The organism is Streptomyces sp. NPDC005752, assembly GCF_040630715.1.
Classification (GTDB): domain Bacteria; phylum Actinomycetota; class Actinomycetes; order Streptomycetales; family Streptomycetaceae; genus Streptomyces.
Window position 1 is genome coordinate 1 of record NZ_JBEXYB010000099.1, and the last position, 1388, is coordinate 1388.

Annotated in this window: 2 protein-coding genes; both read right to left on the reverse strand. The window is 71.5% G+C overall.

The window, feature by feature from the left end:
- Positions 1-821: sensor domain-containing protein (locus ABZ441_RS33535; protein WP_358981195.1), on the reverse strand; the 821-nt coding region annotated here is incomplete at its 3' end.
- 211 nt (positions 822-1032) lie between these two features.
- The coding region (locus tag ABZ441_RS33540; RefSeq protein WP_358981197.1) for an ATP-binding protein at positions 1033-1388 on the reverse strand (356 nt) is incomplete at its 5' end.

Genomic DNA, 1388 nt, shown 5'->3' on the forward strand with positions numbered 1-1388 from the left:
AGCCGGGCCTGTGCGCCGTCGTGGAGGTCGCGTTCGATGCGGCGCAGGTCCGCGGCGGCGGTGTCCACGACCACACCCCGGTCCGACTCCAGCTCCGAGACCCTGGTGGCCAGCCGGGAGGGGCCGAGCAGCCCCAGGACCATCAACCGGTCCACGGACACCAGACCGCGGATGATCCACGGCGTGATCAGCACGAGAGCCAGACCGAACGCGCAGGTGAACGCCACCTCGAAGGGCGAGTCGAGATAGACCTGGTGCGTGCTGTCGCCGTACAGCTGGATGCCGTCGATGCCCGCGTAGGCCGGGAACACCCAGCGCCACAGGGGATAGCTGAACGCGGCCCAGCCGTACGCCCAGAAGTTCACCGCGACGGCGAACGACACCGTCGCCCACGGCATGTGCAGTACGGCGTAGAGGAGGTGGCGCCAGGACACCCCGCTCTTCAGCACGGCGCCGACCCAGGACATCACGCCGCCCTCTCCGCGCACCGGTGCGGGATCCGCGACATCCAGATTCAGCAGGGCGCGCGCCCGGCCCCGCTCCAGGGCGCCGAAACCGCGGCACATCGCCAGGCCGGCCGCGAGTATCGGAATGCCGAGGAAGGTGATCAGCATGCCCAGCCCCAGCGACACCATGGTGACCGCGAAGCAGAACAGCACCACGCCGATCGGCAGGCTCAGGAGCACGTAGGCCAGTTCGCGCCACGTGCGTGCCTCGAAGGGCGCACGCAGGGCCGCGGGGAGGAGGTGCTTCACCGGGGGGCGGCCGTCCGTCCCGGGGCTGTGGTGGTTCCGCGTGTCCGGTCCGTAAGCCGTGGCCATCAGTGGCGTCCGTCCGTTTCTTCCGAGCGGGGGCTTCCCGCGGGGTCTTCGGGAGCGGGAACTCCCCGCAGGCCGATTCGCGGCCGATACCTCAAGACTCCTGTGCCGGGGGCCGCGCCACCATGGGGACGGTCTCCGTGTCCGGCAGGGGGTTTTCCCCACCAAGGGAGAAACCCGGCCCCGGGCGTGCACCGCCCGGCGGCCGGCCGGGTCACACCGCTCCGACCGGCTTGGCCGCGACGTCCGCGAGGTCCGCGCGGTCGCGCCAGGGCAGCTCGGCGGTGACCGTGGTGGGGCCGCCCTCGGGGGAGTCCAGGACGAACAGCCCGTCGACCGCCCCCAGCCGCTCCGCCAGTCCCGACATGCCCGTACCGCCGTCGAGCCGCGCACCGCCCTTCCCGTCGTCCCGGACCCGGATCATCAGCCGGTCGCCGGACCGCCACACGTCGACCGACGCCGTGCCTGCACGGCTGTGCTTGCTGACGTTCTGGAGGAGTTCGGAGACGGTGAAGTAGGCGATGCCCTCGATGGCCTGTGCGGGGCGTGAGTCCAGATCCACCGTGACGT